The following is a 22,957-nucleotide window of genomic DNA, read 5'->3' as shown; positions in this document are numbered from 1 at the left end:
CCCGCGGCCGGCCTCTCCGAAGACGTCACCGTGCGGACCAATCTCGCGGCGCAGTTCGTCGCCACCTTGATGCAACTGCCCGGGGTCGCCGACGTGGAGCTCTCGGTGGAGGGCCAACTCATCCAGCTGCCGAATGTCGAGCCTCCGCTCACCTCGCCCGAACAGTTGGGTTTCGTCGAGCGCACCATCGCCCGCGACGCCAAGGCGGTGGTCTGGGATCGAGCCCAAGCGGTCCCGGTCGCCGCTGGCCGGTTGCTCTCGCTGACCGAGGACGAACTGAGCGACGCGAGCAGCCCCTTCCCGCCGATCGGCCGGGACTGGCGTCAGATCGCCCTATCGGCCGATGGGGCCGAGGTGACGGGCGTGGACACCTCCGGTACCGAACTGATGAGATGGCGCGACGATGGTTCGAGCGTGCGGGTTCCCTACTTCGCCGACCGCCTAGTGCGACCCCGATATGACGGTAACGGGGTGATCTGGGTCGGTGGTCGCGGCAGCGGCGCGACCGAGTCGATCCGGGTCTGGGCGATCAACGCGACGGTCGATCCGAGCGATCCTCGCTCGCGGCCAGCGCACATCCCGATCGGCTGGCTCGCTGGCCGCCGCGTCCGGGCCCTGGATGTCTCACCGGACGGATCGCGGATCGCGGTCCTGTCGAGCGCATCCGGCGGGGCGCGCCTCGACGTCGCGGGGATCACCCGCCAGGCCAATGGCCTGCCCACTGGCACCTCGGGGCAGCCCCTGCGGGTCGCGACCCGATTGGTCGACCTCGTCGACATCGTCTGGACGACCGCTCACCAGATCGCCGTCATCGCGCGCCGAGCGGCGAACGAGCCCCGGGGGGCCTTCCTCTGCGATGTCGGCGGTGAGATCACCGCGCTGCCGAGGGTTCCGGACGCCCAGTCGGTGACGACCACCGCCGGACCGCAAGAACTCGTGGTGGGCAGCGGTAACGGCCACGTCTACCAGCGCAGTGGTCAGCGATTCGTCCGCCTCACCCTGCCGAAGGGGGCCACCGTCGCCGTCGCCGGGCGGTAATCCACCGCTTCTCGTCCTTTGGCCTCACCATCCACACCGGCGGCAGGTCGTTCGGCTCGCGGGGTGCGAAGCGGCCAGCATGGCCGCGATGGGAGAGCGCCTCGGAGCCAGCCTGATCGATTTGATCCTGCCGCAGTCCTGCGGGGGCTGCGGGCGGCCCGGATCGGCGGTCTGTGAGCCTTGCCTCCGCGCGCTCGCGGATCTGCGATTCGTCCGAGACCACGATGCCGCGCTCGCCATTCGGCCTGAACCGTGCCCGGAAGCGTGGCCCGTCTGTTACGCCTGGGGTCGCTATCTCGGGGTCTCCGCGAGAGTCGTGCGGGCCGCTAAGGATGGCGGCCGCCGCGACCTGCTCCCGATCCTCGGGACGCTGCTCGCGCGATCGCTGACGGGGGCCCTCGGCCGCGATGCGCCGGGCGCGCTCGTCATCCCCGCTCCATCGGCGCCCCGGACCAAGCGGGCCCGCGGCGATCACCCGGTTCGCGCGATGGGCGAACTGGCTTTGCGGCAGGTCCCGAAGGGGCCGATCCTGCTCGATGCCCTCACGAGCGCTCGGGGAGTGGCGGACCAGGCCGGACTTGGCCGCGATGCGCGCTGGCGCAATATCAGCTCGGCGGTGAGCGTGCGCGGACGACGACGACCGGTGCTGGCGGGCCGCCTCGTCGTGCTGGTCGACGATGTCGTGACGAGCGGGGCGACCCTCGCGGCGTGCGCGCAGGCGTGCCGAGAAGCAGGGGCAGGGGAGGTGCGGGCCGCGACCGTGCTCGCGGCCCGACGAGGATCCGGGGCCCATCGCCTACCCAAAGGTGTGGCAGCCGACTAACGTGTCGTCATGGACCCCTCGCCTCGCCGCCCAGCGGTGATGACGCGAGGGGTTCTCGCGCGTGACGGCCACGTCCCGCGCGCACCCCGGCGGGCGGCGAAGGGGGTTTGCCGCTCGCTTCGTCGGCTAAGGAGGCCCACGTGGAGATCGTCGTCACCGGACGCAATGTCACCATCTCGGATCGGCTGCGCGAGTACTTAGACGTCAAGCTGGCCAAGGTGCCCCACCTCGAACCGAAGATGCAACGGGTCGAGGTCCTCGTGCGCCATGAGGCCAACCCGCGCCGCGCCAAGGAGAGCGAGCGCGTGGAGATCACCTGCCGATCCAAGGGGCCAGTGATCCGGGCCGAGGCCAGCCATGACGATCGCCAGGCCGCCGTGGATCTCGCCACCGACAAGCTCATCGAACGACTGCGCCGCGCCCACGACCGGCGCCGGGTCCACCGCGGTCGACGGACCCCGCAGTCGGTGGCCGAAGCAACGGCAGCGCTGCCCGAGGAGGTCACCGAGTCCTCGCCCGAGCCCGATCAGGACCAGACCCCCGACCTCTTCGGGGCGATCGGTGATTCCCCGATCGAGGTCCGCGAGAAGGTTCACCAGAGCCGCCCGATGACCCTGGAGGAGGCACTGCGGGATATGGAACTCGTGGGCCACGACTTCTACTTCTTCCACGACAGCGATCACGACCGCCCGAGCGTGGTCTACCGCCGACACGGGTGGTCCTATGGCGTGATCCACCTCGATCTCGACGATGAGGCCGCCGAGGTCGAGTGACCAGACCAGCCTGAGCGAAGGCGCCGTTGCCCTCCGGAGAGGGGACGGCGCCTTCGCTAAGGTAAGGCCGAGGAGACGAGGAGTTCACTAGTGGTGGAGCGCACCACCCGAGTCGTGGTCGTCGACGACCACGCCTTCTACCGCAGGGGCCTGCGGACCTTTCTCGATCTCGAAGACGACCTGGAGGTTGTGGCCGAGGCCGGGGACGGGCCGGGTGCGATCGAGGCGGTGCGCCGTCATCGCCCCCATGTCGTCTTGATGGACCTGTGGTTGCCGCGCCAGTCCGGGATCGAGGTCTGCGCCGATGTGCTCCGGATCTGCCCGAGCACCCGGGTGCTGATGCTGACCTCCTCGCACGAAGAGGAGGACCTCTTCGCCTCGATCCGCGCCGGAGCATCGGGGTATCTGTTGAAGGACAGCCCGCCCGACGAGGTCGGCCGCGCCGTGCGGGCGGTGCGGGCCGGGCAGTCTCCGATCCCCCCATCGATGGCGGCCTCTCTGCTCGCGGAGTTCGCCAACTTGAGCCGCGGGGATGCTCCGGGGCGCGCTTCGGACCTCACCGAGCGCGAGCGTGAGGTGCTCACCCTCGTGGCGCGCGGTCGGAAGAACCGGCAGATCGCCGCCGAGCTCTACATCTCCGAGAACACCGTGAAGAATCACGTGCGCAATATCCTCGACAAGCTGCAACTTCACTCGCGCGTCGAAGCAGCGATGTACGCCGTGCGCACCCACCTCATCGATCCGGATGAGCCCGCCGAATGAGGAGAGCCGCCGCCGCGCGGATCGCGATCGCCGCTCAGGGCCTCGCCGGACCCCGCCCGCTGGGGCCGGTCACCATGCGCCAGATCGCGCGGGTCATCGCGACGGTCGGCATTGTCCAAATCGACAGCGTCAATGTCCTCGCTCGCAGTCACTACCTGCCCTTCTACTCCCGGCTCGGGCCGCATGACCGGGGGCTGGTCGACCGGGCACGCGACGAGGCCCCGCGGCGGCTCGTCGAGTACTGGGGGCACGAGGCCGCCCTGGTCCCGCCGACCACCTGGCCACTGTTTGACCATCGGATGCGGCGCGCCGATGCCGAGTCGTGGGGCGGGATGAGGCGGGTCGCCACGGAGCACCCCGCGCTCGTCGAGGCCGTGCGCGAGGAGGTGGTGAGTCGCGGCCCCCTGACCGCTCGGCAGGTGGAGGCCGCGCTCGCCCATGACCGCCCGATCGAGCGCACCCAGTGGGGATGGAACTGGTCGCTCGTCAAATGCGCCCTCGAGCACCTGTTTTGGGGCGGACAGATCTCCTCGGCGGGGCGGACCGCGCAGTTCGAGAGGCGGTACGCGAGCCTCGCTCGGGTCGTCCCGCCCGCGGATGCAGGTCTCTGGCTCGAGCGAGAGCGTCCGAGCGAGGCCGAGGCGTGTCGGGAGCTGGTCCGGATCGCCGCGCGGGCGCACGGCATCGCCACCGAGGCCGATCTGGCGGACTATTTCCGGCTCAAACGGATTCAGGCCGCCCCGGCGATCGCGTCGCTCGTGGACGCGGGTGAACTCGTCCCCGTGCAGGTGGAGGGATGGGGTCGGGCCTACCTCCACCCGGAGGCGCGCCGCCCCCGCAGCACCAACGCCCGCGCGCTCCTTTCGCCCTTCGACTCGATGGTCTGGACGAGGCAGCGACTACAGGACCTCTTCGGCTTTCGCTATCGCATCGAGATCTACACGCCCGCGGCGAAGAGGGTGCACGGCTACTACGTGCTGCCCTTCCTCCTCGGCGAGGACTTCGTCGGGCGGGTCGACCTGAAGGCCGATCGCGGCGCCGGACGCCTGCTCGTCCAACAGGTGACCTGGGAGCCCGGGCGCGGGGGATCCACTGACCGCGCAGCCCTGGACGCCGAACTGCACGAGCTCGCGACCCACCTCGGCCTCACCTAGGTCGGGCGCTCCCAGTGCAGGCCGTCGCCGTAACTGCCATCGGGGAGCGGATCCACGGCGTGCTCCCGCCCGTAGACCTTGAAGCTTGAGCGGCGCAGGACGGCATTGCTCGCCTCGTTATCCGCGGCGGTCTCGGCCACGAGGCGGCGAAAGCCGAGACCGCCGTCGGCGACGGATCGGGTCACGTAATCCACCACCAGGCGCGCGGCGCGGGAGGCGACGCCGCGCCCGCGGGCCGAGGGCAGGATCTGGTAGCCGAGTTCGGCCGCATCGGTCCCCACCGCCCGCAAGAAGATCCCGATCTCACCGAGCGGCCGGTCGCTTGCCCGGTCGGCGATGCACCAACTGACGCCGAGCCCGGACGCGGCGGCCTCCTGCCGGCGCATGACGAAGCCCGGGAATCGCTCCGGGGTCAGGCTCGAGCCCTCGGGGATCCAGTGCGCGGGGTCGTCCACCTCTTCGGCCGCCGAGGCGTCCTCATCGCGCAGGGGGCGAAGGCGGATGGTCTCGTCATCAAGGACCGGCGGCTCATACCAGGGGGTGCTCGCGCGCATCGGCTGGCCGGGAAGGAGCGAGCCCGCCCAGCAGTCCGCGGGGCCACCACGCGCCGCGATCTTCGCCGGCATCAGGCCATGCATCGTGAAACCGCACGCCCAGGCGACCCGACGAGAGGCCCAGTTACCGCGATTGGCGTACCAGTACATGCTCGGGGCACCCTCATCGAAGGCCCAGCGGCAGGCGACTCGCACGGCATCGCTCATCAACCCTCGGCCGCGGGCGGCGGGGTGCAGGGAGAAGCCGAGCTCCCAGGCGTGCGCGCTGGAGGATCCGGGGCGAAGGTCGATGGTGCCCGCGTACCGCAGGCCCGGCTCGCCCCCTTCGGCGCCGATCTCCTCGATCGCCCAGATGAGATTCTCTGTGCGCGTCGACCAGCCGGAGTGGGCAAGGCCCAGGTAATAGCGGGCGTCGTCGAGCCCGTAGGGAGAGGGGACGGTCGTCCACGCGATCGCCTCGGCATCACTGCTCTGCTCAACGATCGCGGGGAGATCGTCCTCGGTGAGGGCGCGCAGGCGGACCCGTTCTCCGGTCAGTTGGGGGATCGTGGCGTCGGCCATGGCGGTCACTCTGGCGCACCAGAGACCAACCGGGCAAAGCCATTTCACCCCCTTCGTCGGCCTCGGAAACCCGCCCGGCTGCTCGGACGTTAGGCCCTTACGCAGGGTCAAGCGACTACGCTGAACCGGAAAAGACCCGCTTGCCGGACCAGGTTCCACCCCAGGAGACACCTACCTTGAAGATCGTCGAGAAACTGCTGCGCGCTGGCGAAGGCCGCATCTTGAAGAAGCTGGAGGGGATCGCTCAGCAGGTCAATGCCGTCGAAGAGGACTTCGAGAAGCTGACCGACGCGGAGCTGCGCGCCGAGACCGACGAGTTCAAAAAGCGCCTCGCCGACGGCGAGACGCTCGACGACATCCTCCCCGAGGCCTTCGCCGCCGTCCGGGAGGCGAGCAAGCGCACGATCGGCAAGCGCCACTTCGACGTCCAGATCATGGGTGGCGCGGCCCTGCACATGGGCAATGTCGCCGAGATGAAGACCGGTGAGGGTAAGACCCTCGTCGCGACCCTGCCGAGTTATCTCAATGCCCTGACCGGTAAGGGCGTGCACGTCATCACGGTCAACGACTATCTCGCGGAGTACCAGGCCGAGCTGATGGGCCGAATCCACCGCGCCCTCGGCCTCGAGACCGGCGTGATCCTCTCGCGGATGACCCCCGAGGAGCGGCGCGTCGAATACGCCAAGGACATCACCTACGGCACCAACAACGAGTTTGGCTTTGACTACCTGCGCGACAACATGGCGTGGAGTACCGAGGAGCTCGTCCAGCGGGGCCATTCCTTCTGCATCGTCGACGAGGTCGACTCGATCCTGATCGACGAGGCCCGCACGCCGCTCATCATTTCCGGGCCCGCCGACCAACCGACGAAGTGGTACTCCGAGTTCGCCAAGCTGGTCACCCGCCTGGATAAGGGCGTCGCGCCGAGCGAGGGGACCAAGGGCTACGGCGACTACGAGGTCGACGAGAAGAAGCGCACGGTGGGTGTCCTCGAGGCGGGGATCGAAAAGACCGAGGACTTCCTAGGCATCGACAACCTCTACGAGAGCGTCAACACCCCCCTCATCGGCTACTTGAACAACGCCATTCGCGCCAAGGAACTGTTCAAGCGGGACAAGGATTACGTGGTGATCGACGGCGAGGTGCTGATCGTCGATGAGCACACCGGCCGGATCCTGCCGGGTCGCCGTTACAACGAGGGCATGCACCAGGCGATCGAGGCCAAAGAAGGGGTGAACATCAAAAACGAGAACCAGACGCTCGCGACGATCACCCTGCAGAACTACTTCCGCATGTACGACAAGCTCTCGGGGATGACCGGTACCGCCCAGACCGAGGCGGCCGAGCTGTACTCGATCTACAAGCTGGGTGTCGTCCCCATCCGCACCAACAAGCCGATGATCCGCAAGGACCAGGCCGACCTCGTCTACCGCACCGAGCAGGCGAAGTTCGACGCGGTGGTCGACGACATCGTCGAGCGGCACGAAGAGGGCCAGCCGGTCCTCGTCGGCACGACCAGCGTCGAAAAGAGCGAGTACCTCTCCGACCAGCTCCGTCGGCGCGGCGTCCAGCACGAGGTCTTGAACGCCAAGCACCACGAGCGCGAGGCCGCGATCGTCGCCGAGGCCGGGCGCAAGGGCGCGGTCACCGTCGCGACCAATATGGCCGGTCGAGGCACGGACATCATGCTCGGCGGCAACCCCGAATTCCGGGCGGTCGCCGAGATGCGCCGCCGCGGCCTGGATCCGGAGGAGACTCCGGAGGAGTACGAAGCCGCCTGGGACGAGACCCTCGCCGAGGCCGAAAAGGCGGTCGCTGCCGAGCACGACGAGGTCGCGGCCCTCGGTGGTCTCTATGTCCTTGGCACCGAGCGGCACGAGTCGCGCCGAATCGACAACCAGCTCCGCGGCCGCTCCGGCCGACAGGGTGACCCCGGCGAGTCTCGCTTCTACCTCTCCCTGCAGGACACCTTGATGCGCCTGTTCAACGCCGGGTTCGTCGACCGCGTGATGGCCACGGCCAAGATCGATGAGAACACCCCGATCGAAGGGCGGATGCTCACCCGTTCGATCGAGAGCGCCCAGAGCCAACTCGAGGGCCAGAACTACGAGACCCGTAAGAACGTGCTGAAGTACGACGACGTGCTGAACCGCCAGCGCACGGTGGTGTACGACGAGCGGCGCCGGGTGCTTCGCGGTGAAGACCTCGAAGAGCAGGTCCGCCACTTCATGTCCGATGTCGCGGGCGGGTATGTCGACGCCGAAACCGCCGGGGGCTTTTCCGAGGATTGGGATCTCGACCGGCTCTTCACCGCGCTGAAGGCGATCTACCCGATCAGCTTCACCAAGGAGGAGCTCGTCGAGGGGGCCGGCGGCCTGTCGCAGCTGACCGCGGCCAACCTGCGCGAAGAGGTCGTGACCGATATTCACGAGGCCTACGACCGGCGCGAGAGCGACCTCGGTGAGCAGGTCGCTCGGGAGTTGGAGCGGCGCGTGGTCCTGTCGGTCCTCGACCGCAAGTGGCGCGAGCATCTGTACGAGATGGACTACCTCAAGGAGGGCATCGGCCTGCGGGCGATGGCCCAGCGTGACCCGCTCGTTGAGTACCAGCGCGAGGGCTTCCAGCTCTTCGAGGCGATGAATGAGGCGATTAAGGAAGAGGCCATCGGCTACCTCTTCAACGCCGAAGTCCAGGTGAGCGAGCCGGAACCGGCCACCAAGCCGATGACGGTCGATCAGCTCTTGGGCGGTGGCGCGGACGCCGAGGAGTCGGCGCGCCCAGAGATCACCGCCAAGGGTCTTGAGGACCACGACAAGCCGCAGCGCCTGCACTACTCGGCGCCCTCGGACACCGGTGGGGTCGAAGAGCATGACGAGGTGACCGGAGGCGACGAGGCGAGCGGCGGGAGCCGGCAGCAGCGCCGCGCCGCCGCCCGCAAGCAGCGCAAGAAGAACAAGCGCCGCCGCTAGGTCATCCGACCTGCAGGGCCTCGACGAGCCAGCGCCCGCCCTTCGCTCGCAGGCGAAGGGCGAGCGCTCGCACCCGCCCGGAGTCCACGAGCACGACCGCGACCTCGGCGACCCCTTCGCGGGGGCGGCAGACCTGCACGCGGGTCACGACCACCCGGCGGGTGCGTGCGCGGCCGGCGATCAGGCGCGCCGACTCGCGCCGGGCGGCGACGTCCCCGCGGTGCGCGACCGCCGAATACACCTCCGCGCTCACCCAGCGCACGATCTGGGCGGACGGACGGGCCCCGTGCATGACCTCCACTAGCGCGCGGGCGACCTGGCCGGCCCATACCTGCGGGTCCGGTAGTGGGGTGCAGTCCGGGCGGGTTGGTCGGGTCGGACACCGGGCCGCGAACAGGTCGACGCCGAGGGGGTCTTGGACGTAGCAGAACTCGTCGGTTCGCTCCTCTGGCCCGCTGGAAAGGGGAAGGGCCGCCGGCCGGTTTGGGGGAGCGGGGACCACCCGGATGGCGCCGCCGAGGTGCTCCGGCTGGACGTCGATGGCCTGCGCGCTCATGACCGTCCCCGGGGCTGGGGCGCGAGGTCCCGGTGATGGCTCGGCGGGACGAGGCGAGTCCCGGGCAGGATGAGGTCCGGATCGGAACCGATGACCTCGCGATTGGCCGCCCACCAGCGGGGCCAGTGGCGGGCAATCTCAGCATCGGTAGCGCCTTCGCCAAGATTTCGAGCAGCGATGTGCCAGAGCGTGTCACCGCGGCGGACGACCACGAGACGGTCACTCTCGTCCTCCTCGCGCCCTTGGGTGCGCTCGCCGAGCAGGGTGAGGTCGCCGGAGGGTCGCTCTGGGGTGGTCGGGATCCACCCGGGGTCGGGTCGATCCGGTGAGACCGGGCGGGGTGCGGGAGGGCGCTCGTCGTGCGATGGCCACCCGGGATCGGGCAGATCGCGAGGCGAGCGATCGGCGGGGACGACCGCGCTCGGGGGGAGAGCGGTGGCAGCCACGGTCGGTGCTGGGAACGTCACTGCGGCCGTACCGGCGCCCAGCGCGAGCGTGAGCACCTGACGCATCAGGGCCGGGGTGAGGCGATCGCCGAGCGCAGTGGCCATCCGCCCGAGCGTGCCCGGCGCGCACGCCAGGAGCTCGGCGACCAGGACGGCGGTGAGCCAACTGCCAAGGACAGCGGCCAGCCCCGCGGCGAGCAGGGCGATCACGTCCTCGAGCCGTGGAGCGGGACCGAAGGCGGCGCGCGCGGCCGCAGCGGTAGCAAGGATGAGGCCCGCGGTGAGGAGGGCGCTAAGGAGCGGGGCCATGAGGCGGCGGATAGTCATCGTCGCTCCCTCCACCGACGACAGTGTCGGATAGATGCGTTTGATGCGATTTGGTGCGTTTTACAGTTGATCACGTTCGATCGTCCCTGACAAGGGGTGTGGCGGGACGTGATGGCTTCGTCGGATTCGCGGTCGTGAGGGGCGCCCTACAGTGGGTCGGGTGCGGTGGGAACGGCTCTTCGATGACATCGAGGCGCAGTTCGCTGCCCAAGAGCGCCTCGAGCGCGACGCCGAGATCGCCGAGCGGACCCGCGCCGAGCGCGGTCGGATCACCCTCGGTCAACGGCTCCTCGGGTCCCTCGGCGAGCGAGTGAGCGCGCAGGTGCGAGGCCTTGGGCCGGTGGAGGCCGTGGTCGAAGAATGCGGGCAAGGGTGGGTCGTGCTCGCACCGGATCCGCGGCGCCTCATCCTGGTCCCGACCGCCGCGCTCGTCAGCGTGTCGGGGCTGGCGCGGCCGAGGTCATCCTCGACGATCGCGCGACGGTTGAGCCTTGGCTACGCCCTTCGCGCCATCAGCCGGGATCGGCGACCCATCGCGATCTACGACGTCGAGGCGAACCTCACGCACGGCACGATCGATGAGGTGGGGGCGGACTACCTCGTGGTGAGCGAGCACCCCCTGGACGAGCCACGACGGGCCGAAAATGTCCGGGCGACCCGAGTGATCCCCTTCGCGGTCATCGGCGCGGTCGCCTCCGGATGAGCGAGAGCCTCGTCAGGTCCGGTCCTGCTCGGAATGGACGAAGTCACGGGTCTCGTCGTACATGCGTTGGATGTAGGCCTCGAGCTCGGCCAACTCCACCCGCCACTGTCCCCGGCCACCGACCTTGATGGCGGGCAGGGCACCGCTTCGGACCAGGGCGTACGCCTGGGCCGAGGAGATGTCGAGGATCTCGGACACCTCGGTGAGCGGGATGAAGCGGCGCGCCATCGACCCTCCTTGGCAGCGATGATCGTGAGGTCTGGCACGAGTGTGCCACTCGCGACGGACATCACGTGAGGGACGGTGCCGCTCCCGCGGTGGATAACCCGCTCGCCCGACGAAAAGTGTGGATAACGCGAGGCACAGGACGCACCCGGTAGGCCATGATGCTTGGTCATGACCGATCTGCCCACACCCTCGGCCCGGCGGCTGGCGCGACCCGGGTGGCGCGATCCGCGCCTTCTCGCCGGGGTGCTGCTCGTCCTGGCGTCGGTCGTGGTCGGCATCGTGGCTTTCGGCGCGGTCGACGAACGCCAGGGGTATTGGGCGGCGGCGCGCGATCTGACGCCGGGACAGGTGCTTGGCGAGCAGGACCTGGTGCGCACCGACGTGCAGTTGGGCGACAGCGAAGGGGCCTACCTCGGCGCCGAGACGCGGCCCGAGCCTGGCGTGGTCCTCGATCGCGTCGTCCGGCGCGGGGAGTTGATTCCGCGGGCAGCCCTGGTCCCCGAGGCCGAGGTCGACCTTCGCTCGGTGGCCGTCCATGTCGATCCCATCTACGTCACGGGGCTCCGACGGGGCTCGGTCGTGAGCGTCTACGCTGCAGCCGCTCCAGACCAACGGGCCACGCGCGAGGATGCCGAGCCACGCTACGAGTTGGCGCTCGAGCACATCACGGTGCATGAGATCCCCGATCCCGGTCGGCGCGTGATCGCTGGAAGTGAGCGCACGCAACCCGTCGTGTTGCTCATCCCCGCCGAGGAGGTCGAGGCCGTGCTCAGCCTGGACCGAAGTGACGCCGCCCTCAAGCTCGTCGCCGAGCGGATCGACGCCGCACCGTGACCGAGGTCGTCGTCGCGGTCACCGGAGCGTGGGAGCCCGAGTTGGTGGCTCGCCTCGACGGCTGCCGCGGCGCCCGCGTCATCCGCCGCTGCCCCGACCTCGCCGACCTGCTGGCCACTGCCGCCGCGGGTCTCGGTGACCTCGCGGTCATCTCCGCAGACCTTCGGGGCCTGGACCGGGATGCGCTCGACCACCTCAAGCGGGCGGGACTCGCCGTCATTGGCGCCACCGCGGATCCCGATGAGGCGAGCGAGCGGCGCTTGCGACAGCTCGGGATCGCCACGGTGATCCGGCCCGCGACCGATGACGCCGAACTCCTCCTCGCGCTCGAGCGCGAACCCCGCGAGCACCCCGGTGACGCGGACCACCTGGCACCACCTGGCAAATCGGCCGAACCCGGGTCCGACGGATCGCAGATTCCGGGGAGCGAGGACCTCGACGAGCCGATCGCCCGCGGGCAGATCGTCGCGGTCTGGGGCCCGACGGGAGCGCCCGGGCGGACCACGGTCGCGATCAACCTGGCGGCCGAAGCCGCCGAACTCGGGGCGAGCGTCCTGCTCCTCGACCTCGACACCTACGGGGCGAGCATTGCCCAGGCGCTCGCGATGATGGACGAGGCCCCCGGGGTCGCGGCCGCGGCCCGCGCGTCCGAGCTCGGAACCTTGGACCTGCTCACCCTGGCCCGGCTCGCCCCCGAGGTGACTCCGAGACTCCGCGTCCTCACCGGCATCCCGACCCCCGAGCGCTGGCCCGAGCTGCGGGTGGGTGCGATCGAGCAGATCCTCGCTCTCGGCCGCTCGCTCGCCGAACTCGTCGTCATCGACTGCGGGTTCGGGATCGAAGACGACGAGGAATTGAGTTATGACACGACCGCGCCACGTCGCAATGCGACGACCTTGACCGCGCTCGCCGAAGCCGATCGGCTGTTGGTGATCGGGCAGGCCGACCCCATTGGCCTGCACCGATTGGTCCGCGCGATCCAAGCGACGGGGACCATCGCCTCGGCCGAACCCGAGTTCGTCGTGACCAAGGTGCGCGCCTCGGCGGTGGGGCCCTCGCCGGGACGAAGGGTGAGCGAAGCCCTCGACCGCTTCGCTGGGGTCTCGGAGGTGACCCTCCTGCCGGATGACGCCGAGGCCCTCGACCGAGCGCTCCTCGCCGGTGGCACGCTCGGCGAGCACGCGCCGTCGAGCCCCCTTCGAGCGGCCCTCACGGCTCTCGCGGCCCAGATCTCTGGTCGGCAGGACTCGGGCTCGACCCGGCGGCGGCAGGGCGGACGGCGCCGCGCGCCATAGCGACCCTCGTCACGCTTCGGTGCGAAGGAGGTGCGAACGGCTGGGCTTTTGTAAGAACATATGCCGGGTGACGAACCGCCGCCTGAGCGCCCTTGACGCGTCCTTCCTCTACACCGAGGAATCCACCCTCCCGATGCACGTCGGCTCGGTCATGATCTTCGAACCGCCGAAGGAGGGCTTCACTTACGACCAGTTGGTTGCCCTCATCTCCGAGCGGATCGCGGACCTCCCGCGGTACCGCCAGCGCATCCGGTATGTCCCGGGCCGACTCGCCGACCCGGTCTGGGTCGATGACCAGACCTTCGACCTCAGTTATCACGTGCGCCGCTCGGCCCTGCCGGCCCCCGGCGGAGATGCCCAGCTCGAGGAGTTCGTCGCCCGCATCACCTCCCGCGCCTTGGATCGTGACCGTCCGCTCTGGGAGGTCTACCTCGTCGAAGGGCTGCAGCGCGGCCGTTTTGCCATCGTCACCAAGGCCCACCAGTCGATGGTTGACGGCATCAACGCCGTCGACATCGCCCACCTGCTGGTCGACGCCGACGCGGCCGAACAGATCCGCGCGAACTCGCCCTGGCGGCCCCAGGGCGAGCCGTCCGACCTGCGCCTCGTCGTCGATGCCGTCGCGGATGCCGTGCGCAGCCCCGGCCATGCCGTCGAGCACCTCCGTCATGGGCTTCGCGATGTCTCCGAGGCGGGCCAACGCGTCCTTAGCCTCGCGGGCGGCCTGGCCGCGACCCTCGCCCGGGTCGGGGCGCGGCCGGCCCCGACATCCCCGCTCAACGCGACGATCGGCCGGGCCCGCCGGTGGGTCCTTGTCAGCACCGACCTCGCCGACTACCGCACGGTGCGCTCGCGCCTCGCGCGTGGGCGCTATGTCGAAGACGTCACGATCCACGACGTCGTCCTCGCCACCATCACCGGCGCGCTGCGGACCTGGATGCAGATGCGCGGCGAACCGGTCACCGCGACCACGACGGTGCGGGCGATGGTGCCGATCAGCGTCTACGACGAGTCGGGAGAGCACTTCTCCGGCGCACGGATGACCGCGGCGTTCGTCGACCTGCCGGTCGGTGAGCCCAACCCGTCGATGCGCCTGCACCAGATCGCCTTCGCGATGCGTCAGCAGATGGAAACCGACCGGGCCGTCGATGCGGCCTCCCTCGCCTCGCTCGGCGGCTTCGCCCCACCCACCTTGCACTCCCTTGGGGCCCGCGCCGGGGGAGCGATGACGCGTCGGTTGTCGAACCTCGTGATCACCAACGTGCCCGGACCGCAGCAGGCGCTTTACGCCGGCGGCGCGAAGATGCTCGCCACCTACCCGGTGATGCCGCTCGGTCGGGGCCAGGCCCTCGCGATCGGGCTGACCTCCTACGACGGTGGCGTCTACTTCGGCCTCAATGGGGATCGGGACGCGATGGCCGATCTCGATGGCCTCGCGCACGCGCTCGAGGAGTCGCTCTCCGAGCTGCTGCAGAGCCACCGGTCCTCGGGAGGACGCAAGAAGGGGTCGTCGTGAGCCGCCGCGTCTACGTGCCCCTCGGTTGGGCCGACCTCACCGCCCTGGCGAATGGGGAGGACGTGGCGTCTCGGGCCGCCTTCGCGGTCACCGAGCGCCAGCCAAGGGATGAGCGCACGGACGACGAGGAACTCGAATTCGATGCCCTCTGCGATGCCCTCGACGCGGCCGACGCCCTTCGGGCTGCATCCGGCGATCGTCGCCTGGTCGTGGCGGCCGACGCCGGCGCGGAGGATCGAGCCGACGCTGCGCCCTCAGCGGTCTCCTTGTCGGACCCCCTTCGCCGCGCCGATGTCGTGAGTGTGCACGTCGAAGAACACCCCGGGCAGGGGATCGGCGAGGGATACGACGATCTGCTCTGGTACGACGTCACCGAGATCCAAGACCTGTTGCGCGAGACTCCCTAGTCCTCGGCGCTCAACCAGCGGTCGATGAGCTCGCTCTCGTAGTCGATCCCCATCGTGACGCCGGGCTCGGCGGATTGCTCGATCTGTCGCCCGACGAGGGGGATCGAACACTTGAGGTCGGCATCGACGCTCAGCCGGCTGCCGGCTCCGGCGGGTTCGAGAAGGAGGCGCCCGGTCAGCGAGATCGGCGCGCCCGGAGCGGACATCCGGACCTCACCACGGCGGGTGCCGTCGGATCGCTCCGCGCCCCACCGTTGCTCCTCGACGATCGTCATCGTCGCGCCGAGGAGGCGGCGGGCGACGTCGGGCATCTGATCGGTCGGGAGGTGCCGCTCGGTCCGGATGGCGACGCCGCCATCGCCCGGGGTCACCTCGGCCACGGCCGTCGGGCCCGTGACGGCCACCTTCTCCTGCTGGAACTCGGGGTCGGAGATGATCTCGAAGACCTCCGCCGGGGTCCCCCGATGGTCCATCGTCCGCTGGATCTTCACCAGGCATCTCCTTCGGGCTTAATCGACCGGCCGCGGCTCGGGGTCGGTGTGACGCGTCGCAGGGTCACGGTAGCCGGTGCTCGATCATCGCGGTGAGCCTGATCAGCTCCCGATCGAGCGCGGCGAGCGCCGCCCGCAGATGGTCATTGCGGCGTTCGGCGAGCGCGAGGGCGGTGCGCCACCGGGCTTGGAGCTCTTCCGCGGCCCGCTCGCGCTCGTGCGCGCGCGCCGCGTCCGCCTCCCCAGTGATCCCGAAGCGGGGGACGAGGACGCCGCCGCTCACCTCGAGGTCGGCGCGCTCCGCGGCCTGCTCGATCTGGCGGATCTGCGCCATGGTCTGCGCGAGGTCGGTCGCGTAGAGCTGCAGGCGCCGACCGAGATCCTCGAGGCAGTCCGCCGCCCCTGCGCCCGCCTGTGACAGCGCCTGCGCGTGGCGCCGATGGCGCGTCCCGACCGTCCCGCCCCAGTCATCAAGGGCCGAGCGGGCGGCGTCGAGGTCCCTCGCCCGGGTTCGCAGGGTCTCGGCTGAGCGAAGGGAGGCCCCGGCGAGGTGGCTGATCGACGCCGGATCGCCGCTCATCGGTGGCGCTCGCTCGCCTGCGAAGGGGCATCGGCCGGGGCCTGATCAGCGCCGACCGGAGGCTGCCATCGCGGCGACGCCGCGACGAGGTCGACGGTGCCCGCGAGATCGGCCGCGTCGGTTTGGATGGTTCGCGCCAGCGCGACGGCCCGGTCCACGGTCTCATCGAGGGCGCGTCGGGTGGCCCGGTCAGGGACCAAGACGAGATGCTCGATCAGTTCATCGCCGATCGCTTCGGCGGCGCGCGAGAGGTCGGCAGCGGCCCTCGCGAGGGCGGCCACCGAGGTGGCATCGGGCGTCACGGGCGACATCGAATTCACGATAGCTGGGGTCGCCCGACCGCCCCCACGGTTGTCCACAGGACCGACCGATGCGCGCTGACCCCGGCCGACCGCCGAGGGCCGTGCCCGAGGTGATCTACACCACGTTAGGCTCGTCTCGACGACGAGACGACGAGGTCCCGTCGCGATCGAGACACGTTGTTAAAGGATGCCCACCCATGGCTGACCGGACCGGTGACCACTCGCTCGACGAACGCCGCACCTGCGCCGCTACCGCGGCAGCAGCGGCCGGGGACGACGCCCCCTTCGTCTCTCGGTATTTCCGACATGTCGATGTCGGGCAGGTGCAGGGCCGCTCCGCGCAGGACCTCGTCGGCATCGCGCGGGGACATCGGGAGCTCGCGGAGCACCGGCCACAAGGCACCTCGGCCGTCGACGTCACCGGGTCGGTCACCCAGATTGTGACCGACGACCGTCCCTTCCTCGTCGACTCGATCCTTGGCGTGATGGCTCAGGCCGGGTACTCCGTCGACCAGGTGATCCATCCCCAACTGCTGGTCCGGCGCGATGTGACCGGTGACCTGCAGGAGGTGCTCGACGAGGACGTCACCGCGGGCGGTCACTTCGGATATGGCGTCGCACCCGAGTCATGGATGAGAGTTGAGCTCGACACCGACCTCACGAACGAGGATGCCGAAGAGCTCGCGGCGGCAGTGCGCGCGGCCCTCGAAGACGTCCGGACCGCCACCGAGGACTGGTCGCGGATGCGAGCCGAGGCCCTCACCCTGGCCGATGAGTTGACGAGCGCCCACACGATCGGCCCCGGCGGCCGAGAGGAGCGACGCGAAGCCGCGGACTTCTTGCGCTGGCTGGCCGATGATCACTTCACATTCCTGGGCTCGCGCGACAACGACGTCCGTGAGGACGCCGACGGGGCCCGACTCGTCCCGATCGCCGGAAGTGGGCTCGGCGTCCTACGCGCCGATATCGCCCCCTCTGAGCTCTCGGTCATGTCGCCGGGGGACGTGGCCCTCGTGACGAGCGATCATCCCCTCACGATCGGCAAGGGGCGAGTGCGCTCCCGCGTCCACCGCGCGATCTTCCCCGACCACATTGCCGTGCGCCACCGCCGCGCCGATGGCCGCCTGGTCGAGCGCCGCTTCGTTGGCCTCTTCACCTCCAGCGCCTACACCGCATCGGTGCAGTCGATCCCCATGGTCCGCGACAAGGTTGCGCGCATCCTCGATGACGCCGGGTGGGCGCCGGACTCCCACTCCGGAGCGCACATGCTTCGGATCCTGGAGACCTTCCCGCGCGACGAGCTCTACCAGGCCTCGACCGACCACCTCGAGCGGGTCTTGATGCAGATCATGTCGCTGGAGCACCAGCGGCGATCGGCGCTGTTCCTTCGCACCGATGAGCGCGGGCACTACGTCACCGCGCTCGTCTACATCCCACGGGACCGGTACACGACGACCGTGCGGCTGAAGATCGAGCAGGTCTTGCGCCAGGGCCTCGATGCGGACGAGGCGACCTATACCGCCCACGTCTCGGAGGAAAACCTGGCGCGGCTCTACTTCACGTTGCGCCGCAGCGACGGCGGGCAGATGAGCGCGCCGGACGAAGCGATGGCCGCGGACCTCGCCGAGCAGGTCGCGAACGCCGCGCGGTCGTGGACCGAGAACCTCCACGCGCGCGCCGATGAACTCGTCGGAGCCGAGCGGGCCGAGGCCCTGATCTCCCCCTTCGAAGGGGGATTCCCCGCCGACTACCAGGACAACTTCGGTCCTCCGCAGGCGGTCGCGGACCTGAAAAACCTGGCCCGGTTGAGCGACGAGCGGCGCAGCGCGGGGGCCTTGTACGACCCGCGGCGCACGATGGGCGAGGGCGACCCGCGGATGCGCCGCTACAAGCTCTTTAGCCTCGATCCGGTCACGCTGACCGACATCATGCCGGTCTTTCGGGCGATGGGCGTCGAGGTCGTCGACGAGGAGCCGTACCACCTCACCCGCCGCGACGGGCGCGACGCCGGGGTCTACGACTTCGGGCTGCGGGTCTCCGATGCCGCGATCTGGGAAGCCCACTCGCACGAGCGACTGCGCGAACTCGTCGAGGGCGCCGTCGAAGCCGTCTGGGGTGGCCGGGCCGAATCCGACGGCTTCAATGCGCTCGTGATCCGCTGCGGGATGACCTGGCGGCAGGTGCAGATCCTGCGGACGATCGCGCGCTACCTCCGCCAGGCAGGGGCGACGTGGAGCCTTGACTCCCTCTCCCAGGCGCTCGTCGACAACCCCGCGCTCGCCACCGACCTCGTCGAGTTGTTCGAAACTCGCTTCGACCCGCGACGCTTCGACGGCGTGGCCGGCGAGGAGCGGGCCGCGGCCGAGCAGGAGGTGCGCGAGCGGATCGACACGGCCCTCGATGAGGTCAGCTCGCTCGAGCACGACCGGATCGTGCGCGCCTTCGTCGCCGTCATCCGCGCCACCTTGCGGACGAACTACTACCGAGTCGATGACGAGGGTCGATCCCGCGGGTGGATCTCGCTGAAGATCGAACCCGCCAAGGTGCCGGATATGCCAAAGCCGTGGCCCGCCTTCGAGATCTGGGTCCAGGGGCCGCAGGTCGAAGGCGTCCACCTGCGCTTCGGGGCGGTGGCGCGCGGCGGCCTGCGATGGAGCGATCGCCGAGACGACTTCCGCACCGAGGTCCTCGGGCTCGTCAAGGCCCAGATGGTCAAAAACGCCGTGATCGTCCCCACCGGGTCGAAGGGGGGCTTCTTCGCCAAGCAGCTCCCGGACCCCGCGATCGACCGCGACGCGTGGTTCGAGGCGGGGAAGGCGGCATACCGCTCGTTCATCTCCGGCCTGCTCGACCTCACCGATAACCGCATCGACGGGGAGGTCGTCCCACCCGCCGATGTCGTGCGCCATGACGGCGATGACCCCTATCTCGTGGTCGCGGCCGACAAGGGGACGGCGACCTTCTCCGACCTCGCGAACTCGGTCTCGCGCGAATACAACTTCTGGCTCGATGACGCCTTCGCCTCCGGCGGGTCGATCGGCTACGACCACAAGGGGATGGGCATCACCGCCCGGGGCGCGTGGGAATCGGTCAAGCGCCACTTCCGCGAGCTGGGCCATGACACCCAGACCGAAGACTTCACCGTGGTCGGCGTCGGCGACATGAGCGGTGATGTGTTCGGCAACGGGATGCTCCTGTCCGAACACATCCGCCTGGTGGCCGCCTTCGACCACCGCCATGTCTTCATCGATCCGAACCCCGACGCCGCGCCATCGCATGCCGAGCGACGCCGCCTCTTCGACCTGCCGCGGTCGTCGTGGGACGACTACGACCGCTCGCTGATCAGCGAAGGGGGAGGAGTCTGGCCGCGCACGGCCAAGTCGATCCCGGTGAGCCCGCAGATGCGTGAGGCCTTGGGGCTGCCCGAGGAGACCACGGCGATGACCCCCTCCGATCTCATCCACGCGGTCCTGCTCGCCCCGGTCGACCTGCTCTGGAATGGCGGGATCGGGACCTATATCAAGGGTCCGGAGGAGTCCGACGCCGATGTCGGCGACCGCGCCAATGACGCGATCCGGGTGGATGGCAATCAGCTGCGGGTCAAGGTCGTCGGCGAGGGTGGCAACCTCGGCGCGACCCAACTCGGTCGGATCGCCGCCGCCCGCGCCGGGGTGCAGATCAACACCGACGCGGTCGACAACTCGGCGGGTGTCGACACCTCCGACCACGAGGTCAACATCAAGATCCTCCTCGGCGAGATCGTCGCCGCCGGTGATCTCGATGAGCCCGGCCGGGTCGAGTTGCTCGCATCGATGACCGACGAGGTCGGTGCCAAGGTGCTGCGGGACAACTACGAGCAAAACGTCCTGCTCGGGAACGCCCGCGCCCAAGGGGGCGACATGCTGACCGTCCACGAGCGTTTCATGCAGCGCCTCGAAGAGCGCGGCGAACTCGACCGCGAGTTGGAGTTCCTGCCGAGCACCAGCGAGGTCGAGCAGCGTGCCGCAGACGGCGTGGGGCTCACGAGCCCCGAGCTCGCGGTCCTGCTCGCGTACTCCAAGCTCGCGATGAAGAGCGATCTGCTCGACTCCGATCTGCCCGACGACCCGGCCACGCTGCCCTTGCTCAAGTGGTACTTCCCAGAGGCCATCCAGGAGCGTTACGGCGACCGGCTGGAGGCGCACCCCCTCCGGCGCGAGATCGTGACCACCGTCATCGCCAATGACATCGTCAACCGCGGCGGGATCAGCTTCATCTTCCGGGCGAAGGAGGAGACCGGCGCCACGAGCGAGCAGGTCGCGCGCGCCTATATCGTCGGGCGGCAGATCTTCGGCCTGCGCGAGTATGTCGACCGAGTCGAGGCGCTCGATAACGTCGTCCCGACGGGGGTCCAAACCCGGCTCTACCTCGAGTTCCGGCGACTCCTCGACCGGTCGGTGCGGTGGTTCCTCGCGGCCCGCCCAGGCAAGCTCGCGATCGACGCCGAGATCGAGCGCTTCGCGCCGGTCGTCTACCGGTTGGCTCCGCTCGTCTCAACCCTGCTGAAGGGGGATGAGGCGCAGCGGTTGCAGGCGAAGGTCGACGAGCTCGTCGAGGAGGGTGTGCCGAGCGATCTCGCCCGCTGGTCCGGGGCGCTGCTCGATATGTACTCGCTGCTCGATATCGCCGACATCGCCGCCGACACCGGCGCCGATCCGCAGGAGGTCGCGGCGATCTATTACACGGTCTCGGAGCGCTTCGGGATCGACGACCTGCTGAGCCGGGTCACCGCGTTGCCACGCGAGGAGCGCTGGGATGCCCTGGCCCGGGCGGCGCTTCGCGATGACCTCTACGCGACCCTGCAATCCCTCACCCGCTCGGTGCTCGAGACCGCAGACGCGCACGGCGATGCCGACGCCGCCTTCGAGGCCTGGGTCGAGGCGCACAACGAGTCCTGGGATCGGGTCAGCACCCCGCTCGCGGCGATCCGGGCCCTGCCCACGCCCACGGTGGCCGCGCTCTCGGTCGCGCTGCGCTCGCTGCGTTCGGTGGCCCGCTAGGAGATCTGGCCGAAGGGGGCGCACCCGCTCGTTAGGATCGCGGCGTGCGCACCCTCGCCGATGTCTTGAAGGGCACCACCGGGCTCGAGCCGGTCGACGCCGAGTGGCTCCACCTGCTCGTCGAAGACTGGCAGCTCCTCGCCGACCTCGCCTTTAGCGATCTTGTGCTCTGGGTGCGCCACGAGGACGGGTGGGTGGCGGCTGCGCACACGCGGCCGATGACCGGGCCGATGGTCTACGTCGACGACCTCGTCGGCCGGAGCGCAGGGGAGCCCCTCACGGCGCTGCTGGATCGCGCGCACGACGCCGGCGGGGAGCTCGTGGCCGAGGAAACCGCCTCGACCGAGCGCCTCGAGCGGGTCCAGGTCATCGCCGTGGGCGTGCGCCGCTGGGCCCGCACGTTGGGGGTCCTCACGCGACACACCAACCTCGACCGATCGCGCCCCAACAGTCCGCTCGAGTCCACCTACCGGATCCTCGCCGATCGCCTGACGGTCATGGTGGGGGAGGGAGCCTGGCCGATCCCGGGATCGCCGACGGGTCTGCGTCGGGGGGCGCCGCGGGTCGGCGACGGGGTCGTGCACCTCGACGACCGCGGCGAGATCCTCTACGCGAGCCCCAATGCGACGAGCGCGATCCGGCGGTTGGGCCACTCCGGTGCGATCGAAGGGGAGGTCCTCGCGACCATCGTCGGGAGCCTGCCGCGACACGACGGGCCGGTGGATGAGGCGCTCGCGGTCGTGACGATGGGGCGCGCTGCGTGGCGGGCCGATGTCGCCGCCGATGGCGCGGCGGTCTCCCTTCGCGCGATCCCCCTTCTCGTCGGGGGACGACGGGCCGGGGCGATCGTGCTCCTTCGCGATGTCTCCGAGTTGCGCCGCCGCGAGCACGAATTGATGAGCAAGGATCAAACGATCCGCGAGATCCATCACCGGGTGAAGAACAACCTGCAGACCGTCGCGGCGCTGCTCCGGCTCCAGGCCCGGCGGATCGACGACGAGGCCGGGCGGGTGGCCCTATCTGAAGCGGTCCGCCGGGTGGGGTCGATCGCGATGGTCTACGAGGCGCTCAGTACCGGGTTTACCGACACCGTCGACTTCGACGACATTGCCGTGCGTGGGCTGCGCGCCGTCGTCGAACTCGCCTCGACCACTGGTCACATCAGTTCCGCTGTGAGCGGGTCCTTCGGGCAGATGCGCCCGGAGGACGCCACGGCCGTCGCGCTCGTGGTCTCCGAGTTGGTGCAGAACTCGGTCGAGCATGGGCTCGCCGAGGGCGGGCGAGTGACCGTCGAGGGGGAGCGTTCGGTCGAGGACGGTCAGGACATCTTGCGGGTGCAGATTACCGACGACGGGGTCGGCATCCCCGCGGGTTTCCGGCCCGGGCGGGCGGGCCTTGGCACCCGCATCGTGACCTCGATGGTGCAGGACCTGCGCGGCACCATCCGCTGGGAGGACCTCAAACCCCACGGCACGCGGGTCCGCTTCTCGGCGCAGCTGCGCCCCGTTGATTGACGCTCCGAGCGACGGTGCCAGCGCACGAAAAAGGCCCCCCGCCAGCGGCGGGGAGCCCATCGGTATTTCGTGCGGTGACCTTCGC

At 69.7% G+C, this 22,957-nt stretch carries 20 protein-coding genes; 13 read left to right on the top strand and 7 right to left on the bottom strand.

All coding sequences use genetic code 11. The features are described 5' to 3' along the window. The 5 genes from AB8K43_RS06355 to AB8K43_RS06335 form a co-directional block, all read left to right on the top strand. Positions 1-1,038: LpqB family beta-propeller domain-containing protein (locus AB8K43_RS06355; protein ID WP_370892600.1), on the top strand; the 1,038-nt coding region annotated here is incomplete at its 5' end. Positions 1,039-1,126: 88 nt separating this feature from the next. Next, positions 1,127-1,861: a ComF family protein gene (locus AB8K43_RS06350; protein ID WP_370892598.1), complete on the top strand. Its 735-nt coding sequence runs from the start codon at positions 1,127-1,129 to the stop codon at positions 1,859-1,861. Between the two features lie 140 nt (positions 1,862-2,001). Beyond that, positions 2,002-2,634 (top strand): ribosome hibernation-promoting factor, HPF/YfiA family, encoded by a 633-nt coding sequence (hpf, locus tag AB8K43_RS06345; protein WP_370892596.1) that lies wholly within the window; start codon positions 2,002-2,004, stop codon positions 2,632-2,634. A gap of 93 nt (positions 2,635-2,727) precedes the next feature. Next, a complete protein-coding gene (locus AB8K43_RS06340) occupies positions 2,728-3,396 on the top strand; it encodes a response regulator (protein WP_370892594.1) in 669 nt (222 codons plus the stop codon). After that, positions 3,393-4,550, top strand: coding sequence for a winged helix-turn-helix domain-containing protein (locus AB8K43_RS06335; protein WP_370892592.1), 1,158 nt, complete (start codon positions 3,393-3,395; stop codon positions 4,548-4,550). Before AB8K43_RS06340 ends, AB8K43_RS06335 begins: the two co-directional genes overlap by 4 nt. Here the strand turns inward: AB8K43_RS06335 and AB8K43_RS06330 are convergent. Next, the gene (locus AB8K43_RS06330) at positions 4,547-5,665 is read right to left on the bottom strand and encodes a GNAT family N-acetyltransferase (RefSeq protein WP_370892590.1); all 1,119 of its coding nucleotides are present in this window, start codon (positions 5,663-5,665) and stop codon (positions 4,547-4,549) included. The two genes, AB8K43_RS06335 and AB8K43_RS06330, sit on opposite strands and share 4 nt — an antisense overlap. Positions 5,666-5,841: 176 nt before the next feature. Here AB8K43_RS06330 and secA point away from each other — a divergent pair, with 176 nt between their 5' ends. Then, positions 5,842-8,634 (top strand): preprotein translocase subunit SecA, encoded by a 2,793-nt coding sequence (secA, locus tag AB8K43_RS06325; protein WP_370892589.1) that lies wholly within the window; start codon positions 5,842-5,844, stop codon positions 8,632-8,634. 1 nt (position 8,635) lies between these two features. Here the strand turns inward: secA and AB8K43_RS06320 are convergent, their stop codons facing one another. Further along, on the bottom strand, positions 8,636-9,190 hold the full coding sequence (locus AB8K43_RS06320; RefSeq protein ID WP_370892588.1) for an Rv3235 family protein: 555 nt from the start codon (positions 9,188-9,190) through the stop codon (positions 8,636-8,638). After that, positions 9,187-9,963: a LysM peptidoglycan-binding domain-containing protein gene (locus AB8K43_RS06315; RefSeq protein ID WP_370892586.1), complete on the bottom strand. Its 777-nt coding sequence runs from the start codon at positions 9,961-9,963 to the stop codon at positions 9,187-9,189. The genes AB8K43_RS06320 and AB8K43_RS06315 overlap by 4 nt, the downstream gene beginning before the upstream one ends. Before the next feature lie 160 nt (positions 9,964-10,123). Between AB8K43_RS06315 and AB8K43_RS06310 the strand changes: the two genes are divergently transcribed. Continuing rightward, entirely contained in the window at positions 10,124-10,666 is a 543-nt protein-coding gene (locus AB8K43_RS06310; protein ID WP_370892584.1) for a hypothetical protein, read from the top strand. A 12-nt stretch (positions 10,667-10,678) separates the two neighbouring features. Here AB8K43_RS06310 and AB8K43_RS06305 read toward each other — a convergent pair whose 3' ends face one another. After that, a complete protein-coding gene (locus AB8K43_RS06305) occupies positions 10,679-10,894 on the bottom strand; it encodes a helix-turn-helix domain-containing protein (RefSeq protein ID WP_370892582.1) in 216 nt (71 codons plus the stop codon). A gap of 168 nt (positions 10,895-11,062) precedes the next feature. On the opposite strand from AB8K43_RS06305, the gene AB8K43_RS06300 reads away from it, so the two are divergent. From AB8K43_RS06300 to AB8K43_RS06285, 4 genes are all read left to right on the top strand, one after another. After that, a complete protein-coding gene (locus AB8K43_RS06300; RefSeq protein WP_370892580.1) occupies positions 11,063-11,728 on the top strand; it encodes a hypothetical protein in 666 nt (221 codons plus the stop codon). Continuing rightward, positions 11,725-13,023, top strand: a complete 1,299-nt coding sequence (locus AB8K43_RS06295; protein ID WP_370892578.1) for a CpaE family protein — start codon at positions 11,725-11,727, stop codon at positions 13,021-13,023. The genes AB8K43_RS06300 and AB8K43_RS06295 overlap by 4 nt, the downstream gene beginning before the upstream one ends. A gap of 67 nt (positions 13,024-13,090) precedes the next feature. Next, positions 13,091-14,539, top strand: a complete 1,449-nt coding sequence (locus tag AB8K43_RS06290; RefSeq protein WP_370892576.1) for a wax ester/triacylglycerol synthase family O-acyltransferase — start codon at positions 13,091-13,093, stop codon at positions 14,537-14,539. Then, the gene (locus tag AB8K43_RS06285; protein ID WP_370892574.1) at positions 14,536-14,946 is read left to right on the top strand and encodes a hypothetical protein; all 411 of its coding nucleotides are present in this window, start codon (positions 14,536-14,538) and stop codon (positions 14,944-14,946) included. The genes AB8K43_RS06290 and AB8K43_RS06285 overlap by 4 nt, the downstream gene beginning before the upstream one ends. Here the strand turns inward: AB8K43_RS06285 and AB8K43_RS06280 are convergent. From AB8K43_RS06280 to AB8K43_RS06270, 3 genes are all read right to left on the bottom strand, one after another. After that, positions 14,943-15,437 (bottom strand): DUF2505 domain-containing protein, encoded by a 495-nt coding sequence (locus AB8K43_RS06280; protein ID WP_370892573.1) that lies wholly within the window; start codon positions 15,435-15,437, stop codon positions 14,943-14,945. The genes AB8K43_RS06285 and AB8K43_RS06280 overlap by 4 nt on opposite strands. 64 nt (positions 15,438-15,501) lie before the next feature. Further along, on the bottom strand, positions 15,502-16,017 hold the full coding sequence (locus AB8K43_RS06275; RefSeq protein WP_370892571.1) for a hypothetical protein: 516 nt from the start codon (positions 16,015-16,017) through the stop codon (positions 15,502-15,504). Then, entirely contained in the window at positions 16,014-16,328 is a 315-nt protein-coding gene (locus AB8K43_RS06270; RefSeq protein ID WP_370892569.1) for a hypothetical protein, read from the bottom strand. The genes AB8K43_RS06275 and AB8K43_RS06270 overlap by 4 nt, the downstream gene beginning before the upstream one ends. A gap of 188 nt (positions 16,329-16,516) precedes the next feature. Here AB8K43_RS06270 and AB8K43_RS06265 point away from each other — a divergent pair, with 188 nt between their 5' ends. Together AB8K43_RS06265 and AB8K43_RS06260 are read left to right on the top strand one after the other, a co-directional pair. Next, complete coding sequence (locus AB8K43_RS06265) at positions 16,517-21,358, top strand: NAD-glutamate dehydrogenase (protein WP_370892567.1); 4,842 nt, start codon at positions 16,517-16,519, stop codon at positions 21,356-21,358. Between the two features lie 44 nt (positions 21,359-21,402). Then, entirely contained in the window at positions 21,403-22,872 is a 1,470-nt protein-coding gene (locus AB8K43_RS06260; RefSeq protein WP_370892565.1) for a sensor histidine kinase, read from the top strand. The last annotated feature ends 85 nt before the right edge of the window (positions 22,873-22,957 follow it).

This window comes from Janibacter sp. GXQ6167 (genome assembly GCF_041365945.1).
In the GTDB taxonomy this organism is placed as follows: Bacteria; Actinomycetota; Actinomycetes; order Actinomycetales; family Dermatophilaceae; genus JBGFSK01.
This window is presented reverse-complemented; position numbering and strand designations above follow the sequence as displayed.